Origin of the sequence: Nitratireductor sp. ZSWI3 (genome assembly GCF_024655565.1) — a bacterium.
In the GTDB taxonomy this organism is placed as follows: Bacteria; Pseudomonadota; Alphaproteobacteria; order Rhizobiales; family Rhizobiaceae; genus Nitratireductor.
Map to the genome: position 1 here is coordinate 1 of NZ_JANKOF010000161.1, position 5890 is coordinate 5890.

The window sequence follows — 5890 nt, forward strand, 5'->3', positions numbered from 1 at the left end:
GTCCACTTGCCAGCCAGCCCCTTGGGCGAGTCCTTGAGCCGCACGAACATCGAGCGGCCCGGCGTATTGCGGACATCGCCGACCTGCCAATAGTTGCCCTGGCGGCGGCCGTTGGCCAGATAATGGCGGCACACGGCCTCGGCCTCCCGGCCGAGACGGTGCGCGAGATCGGAGGCGTCGGGACGGGCCATTACGCTGCCTCCCGCTCGGAAATCCGCGCAAGCGGATAGGTTTCGAGCAATCTGCCGAGAACCGCCGGGCCACTCGCATTCACCGGAACGAAGAAGCGGAGCTTCCACGAGATGATCTCGGTGAACAGCCCATAGGCGCGCAGGAGATCCCGCATGGCGTCGGTGATGCCGGTCAACTCGATGCGGTTCGTGCCCATGACGCGGACGCGGCGAAGCTGGAGGCCCTCGGCCAGGTCGAGAATGGTCCGCCCGTCGATCAGTGCGGCATAGGCGTCGTCAGGAGCAAGGCTGGCCGTGCCGGTCGATGCGGCGTTTGCCGCCCAGGCCGGTGACACGCGGCGGCCAATGATGCGCTCGCCGTCATCGGTCTGGAGCCGATAGACGCGCGTGGATTCATTGGGCAGGCGCTTCCACACCGGCAGGAGCAGGCCGGCGACGATGTGTAGCGTGCTGTTTTCGTATTCCGGCACATCGTCGAGTTCACGGTTCCAGGCCGTCGCGAAGGTCTTGCGGTCGGCTTCCCGCCAATGGCTGTCGGCCATCGTCTTGAGGGGAGCGTGATGATGCTCCATCGGCCGGACGAGGCGGACGCGGCGCTCGATCTCGCCATCGTCGAGCATCAGCGACGGTGCTGGCAGTTGCACTGCGGCCCGGCCGGATTTGCCGTTCACCAGCAGCTTGCCGGTATCGGAATCGGCATGCGCCAGCGCGTCGGCCAGCGGCAGGGGCCGGTTGCGCTGTTTCTGGGAGATGGTGAGCAGCCGGGTTTCCGCGCCCGTCGCCGGATGGGTGTAGATCACCTGCCGGTCGGTAACGACGAAGCTCTCCGCTATCAGCGTTTCGAGGCCAGCATCATAGACGCCGCTGGCGATTGCGCCCTGGACCCTGGCGTCGAGAAGCTGCTCGAAGGCGGTGAACAGGATGCCCTGAAGATCGATGGTCAGCGCCAGCAGGCGATTGAGGAAGGTGGTGATCGGCGGCAGATCGTCCTTGATGCCGTTGGCATCCATCAGCTTGAGGCCTGTGGCGCTCTCGAAGCGTTCGAGAGAGCATCCCTCGATCTTGCCGCGCACGATCAACAGATAAAGCTGGCGTAGCGCATCGCGCGCGTAAGGGCTTTCCAGATTGTCCTCGGGGCGGAACAGCCCCTGGCCGCCGGTCTGGCGTTGCCCGCGCGTGATGGCGCCGAGCGTATCGAGCCGCCGGGCGATGGTCGACAGGAACCGCTTTTCGGCCTTCACATCCGTGGCGATCGGCCGGAACAATGGCGGCTGCGCCTGATTGGTCCGATTGGTGCGACCGAGGCCCTGGATGGCGGTATCGGCCTTCCAGCCAGGTTCGAGCAAATAGTGGACGCGCAGCCGCTGATTCCTGGCGGAAAGGTCGGCATGGTAGCTGCGGCCGGTGCCGCCCGCGTCCGAGAACACGAGGACGCGTTTCTGATCATCCATGAAGGCGGCGGTTTCCGCGAGATTTGCGGACGGCGCGCGGTTCTCGACAGTGAGGCGATCGCCTTTGCGTACGATGCGGCGCGAGCGGCCCGTCACCTCGGCCACCAGATCGGTGCCGAAGCGTTGGACGATCTGGTCGAGCGCGCCCGGAACCGGCGGCAGGGAGCCTAGATGCTCGATCAACTCGTCGCGCCGGACGACGGCCTCGCGGCTTTCGACCGGCTGGCCATCCCGATAGACCGGCCGCGAAGACAGGTTGCCTTCGCTGTCGGTGAAAGGCTCGTAGAGCTGGGTCGGGAAGGAATGCTGCAGATAGGAGCCGACATATTCGCGTGGCGTCACGTCCACGCAGATGTCGTTCCACTCCTCGGTGGGAATTTCGGCGAGGCGGCGTTCCATCAACGCCTCTCCGGTCGAGACGATCTGGATGACGGCGGCGTGGCCCGCCTCGAGATCGGCCTCGACCGAGCGGATCAGGGTCGGCGTTTTCATGGAGGTCAGCAGATGGCCGAAGAAGCGCTGCTTGGTGCTCTCGAAGGCCGAGCGCGCGGCAGACTTGGCCTGCCGGTTGAGTGTTCCCTCGCTGCCGGTGATGTTGGCGGCCTCCATCGCCGCGTCGAGGTTGTTGTGGATGATCTGGAAGGCCCCGGCATAGGCGTCATAGATCCGGCGCTGCTCTTCGGTGAGCCGATGCTCGACCAGCTCATATTCGACGCCGTCATAGGAGAGTGACCGCGCGGTATAGAGGCCGAGCGAACGCAGATCGCGCGCCAGCACCTCCATCGCCGCGACCCCACCGTCTTCGATGGCCTCGATGAATTCGGCGCGTGTGGCGAAGGGGAAATCCTCGCCACCCCAGAGGCCGAGCCGCTGCGCATAGGCGAGATTGTGGACAGTGGTGGCGCCGGTCGCCGAGACATAGACAACGCGGGCATCCGGCAGCGCGTGCTGGAGCCGCAATCCCGCCCGCCCCTGCTGGGAGGGGGCGACGTCGCCGCGTTCGCTCTTGCCGCCGCCGGCGTTCTGCATGGCATGGCTCTCGTCGAAAATGATTACTCCGTCGAAGTCGGAGCCCAACCATTCGACGATCTGTCGGACCCGCGAAACCTTTTCGCCGCGGTTGTCGGAGCGCAGCGTGGCATAGGTTGTAAACAGGATGCCTTCGGTCAGCGTGATGGGCTTGCCCTGCGGGAAACGCGACAGCGGGGTCACCAGCAGGCGTTCCATGCCGAGCGCCGACCAGTCGCGCTGCGCGTCCTCGATCAGCTTGTCCGACTTGCTGATCCAGACCGCCTTGCGGCGGCCGCGCAGCCAGTTGTCGAGGATGATCCCGGCCGACTGGCGCCCCTTGCCCGCGCCGGTGCCGTCACCGAGCATGAAGCCGCGCCGAAAGCGGACGGCATCGGTGGCGTCGGCGGGAGCGGCCTGGACGACATCGAAGGTCTCATCCACGGTCCATGATCCGGCGAGATAATCGGAATGCGCTTCGCCGGCATAGATCACTGTCTCGAGCTGGGCGTCGGACAGCGTTGAATGGATGTTGGACGGCAGCAACGGACGATAGCTCGGCTTGGGCGGCGCGACACTCGCCATCGCGGCCGACTGCACCAGTCTGGTTGGATGTGCCTGCGCGCCGGGAATGCGGATCGACTGCAATCCGTATGCCTCATAGATGGCGTCGGTCAGCCGCGTACCGTCCGGCGGGGTCCAGTCCACGGTCTCGTAGGCGAGTTTCACACCCTCGGGATCGGCGGCGACGGATGTGGCGGGACGCGCAGCGGCCGGGCGCGCAAGGTAACCGCGAACGGTTTTCGGCGCAGCACGCGGAGCCGCTGCATCAGGTTTCGGCAATGATACCGGCTGCCGCAGCGGCACCTGCGCCGCGATCCAGCCAAGCAGCGTAGCGACATCGGGCGCGGTGCCGGGCGATGCCGGAAACACGGCCGGATCGGCAGCGGGCGTCTTGTCGATGACGGTGAGCCGCGTCGGGAAGGTCGTGCCGTGCCGCGTATAGACCGAGCCGTCGATGACGGCGGTGAAGACGATGCGACTGCGCGCCTGCAAGCGGACGAACGCCTCCCGCCAGTCCGGCGCGTCTGGTGCGAAATTGGCCCCGGTGATGGTGACAAGCCGTCCGCCGGGCGTGAGACGTGCCAGCGCCGAGGCGACATGGCGATAACAGGCGTCGGCCATCCGACCCGACACGTTCGCCACCGCCGAGAATGGCGGATTCATCAGCACCACGCTCGGGATCGCCGCGCGGTCCAGATGATCGTCGATCTGCGCTGCATCGAAGCGGGTGACGTCAATCGCCGGAAAGAGGGCGGAAAGGAGAGCGACGCGGGTCTCGGCCAGCTCGTTGAGCAGAAGCGCCCCACTGGAGACTTCGGCGAGGATTGCGAGCAGGCCCGTGCCGGCCGACGGCTCCAGCACGATGTCGCTTGGCGTGATGCCGGCGGCGGTGACGGCAGCGAGGCCGAGCGGCGATGGCGTGGAAAACTGCTGAAACGCCTGGCTCTCCTCGGAGCGACGCGTATGGGTCGGCAGAAGGCAGACGATCCTGGTGATGGCGGAAAGCCGTGCAGAAGGAGACGCGGCTTTGCGGAAAAGCGCCTTTCCGTATTTGCGCAGGAACAGAACGGTAGCCGCCTCGCAGACGTCATAGGCCGTCTTCCAGTTCCAGGCGCCGGACGCATCGGACGCGCAGAAAGCCGTTTCCATCGCGGTGCGCAGGGTGGCAGCGTCGATGCGCTGGCCGCGTTCGAGATGGGGAAGCAGGAGATTGGCGGCGGCAAGGATGGCCGGCGCAGGGCCAAGCGGCGCGGCCGGATCAGCCGCGGGGAACACCATGTTCATGTCAGGGAACCTCGGGAGAGCAGGAACGGGAAAGTCCGGACGGCGCTCTCTCTCAACCGCCCGGACACAACCCGTCCCGGCGGACCTCTTCCTCTCGGCGCCACCCGCGACATGAAAAACAGCGCCGGGCCGAGAGGCGGGGCGCTGTGATGGTTAAAGATCAGAGACCGGCGGCGATCTCGCGCGTCGTCGCTTTGACCTCGGTCATGGCTTGTTTCCCGGCGCCTCGGGAGGCACGAAGCCCGCCGGGTCGTCAGGATCCGGTGGCAGGTAGGCATCGTAGGGATCGCCGTCAGCGAGATGGCCGAAGGGCGTAAAGATGTAGTCGGCGCCATCCCGGCCCACGGCGCAGATGACATAGCGCGGGCTGCCCGATTGGGCGTCGAGGCACTCCATGAGCGCGAGATTGCCATCCGCCGCGGCGCGCAACAGTGTCTGGAAATTGCTTCGGGCGTGGGCGGGGATACTCATACTCGGTCTCCCTCGTCGGAGAGGGTCTCGGCGAGCCAGCCATCGGTGTAGGTCCAGTCCACCGTTTCGCCGGTGGCAAGGTCGAGCACATGCGCCCCGCCGCCGAAGCCATCGACTCTCGGGCGCGAACAGGTGTTGGCATATTGAAAGCCCCATCTGCCCGTGAGGTCGAACTCGGCGGCGCAGCGTTTGACGAACTGGATGACATGCTCTGGATCGCCGGTGCCGTCATCGCGCATCCACAGATGTGTTCCGCCATGCTCGGGCTGGATCGAGAGAAGAAACCCGTCCGAGGGCGGGTCTTCGGCGTCGTTTTCATCCGACAGCGCATTGTAGAGGTCGAGTGCGCAGGCGGCGTTTTCGGGGGTGCCCACATCGAGCAGGCAGGAGAAATGAGTATAGTAGTCAGCCATGTCAGGCTCCTGAAACAAGAAAGCCCGGCGCGATGGCCGGGCTGATGAAGGTCGGAACGGAAGATGCGGGACGGCTGGAGCCGCCCCGCATGAAGGTTATTCAGCGGCGACCATCTGCTGGGCCTCGTCCTCCTCGTCCACGGGCTCTTCGGCATCGCCATCGTTGGTGAGGAACTCGGGCAGGTCGTCCGCCTTGACATCACCAGCGGTCTCAGTGTCGGGCGCTGCATCCGGGTCAACCAGGCGCAGCGGTTCCGGCAGCCAGTCGGTTTCCGCCAGCAGACGCTCGGCTTCGGTCGCCATGTCGCCCTTCTTCATATGGTCGATGAGCTGAGCGGCCCGCTCGCCCGCACCTTCGCGGACGGCCTCGAGAATGCGCGCCTTAGTGACACGGCCGAGATAATTGCCGACGGTGGGTTTCCAGCCTGCCGCCACCATGTCGAGGCCCGTGGCGCGCTGGAGGCGGTCGGCCTGCGCCAGACGCACATCCAGCCCGTGCTGGCTGACA

The 5890-nt window shown here is 65.9% G+C and carries 3 protein-coding genes and 2 pseudogenes; all 5 read right to left on the reverse strand.

Going from position 1 to position 5890, the window contains the following annotated elements; translation table 11 throughout:
- A pseudogene (locus NUU27_RS24720) lies at nucleotides 1–191 on the reverse strand (DNA primase); the annotation flags it as partial.
- Complete coding sequence (locus tag NUU27_RS24725; RefSeq protein WP_257764957.1) at nucleotides 191–4498, reverse strand: strawberry notch family protein; 4308 nt, start codon at nucleotides 4496–4498, stop codon at nucleotides 191–193. The pseudogene NUU27_RS24720 and the gene NUU27_RS24725, both read right to left, overlap by 1 nt.
- Before the next feature lie 204 nt (nucleotides 4499–4702).
- The gene (locus tag NUU27_RS24730; protein ID WP_257764958.1) at nucleotides 4703–4969 is read right to left on the reverse strand and encodes a DUF6117 family protein; all 267 of its coding nucleotides are present in this window, start codon (nucleotides 4967–4969) and stop codon (nucleotides 4703–4705) included.
- Nucleotides 4966–5382 (reverse strand): hypothetical protein, encoded by a 417-nt coding sequence (locus tag NUU27_RS24735; protein ID WP_257764959.1) that lies wholly within the window; start codon nucleotides 5380–5382, stop codon nucleotides 4966–4968. The genes NUU27_RS24730 and NUU27_RS24735 overlap by 4 nt, the downstream gene beginning before the upstream one ends.
- 96 nt (nucleotides 5383–5478) lie before the next feature.
- A pseudogene (locus tag NUU27_RS24740) lies at nucleotides 5479–5890 on the reverse strand (DNA-binding protein); the annotation flags it as partial.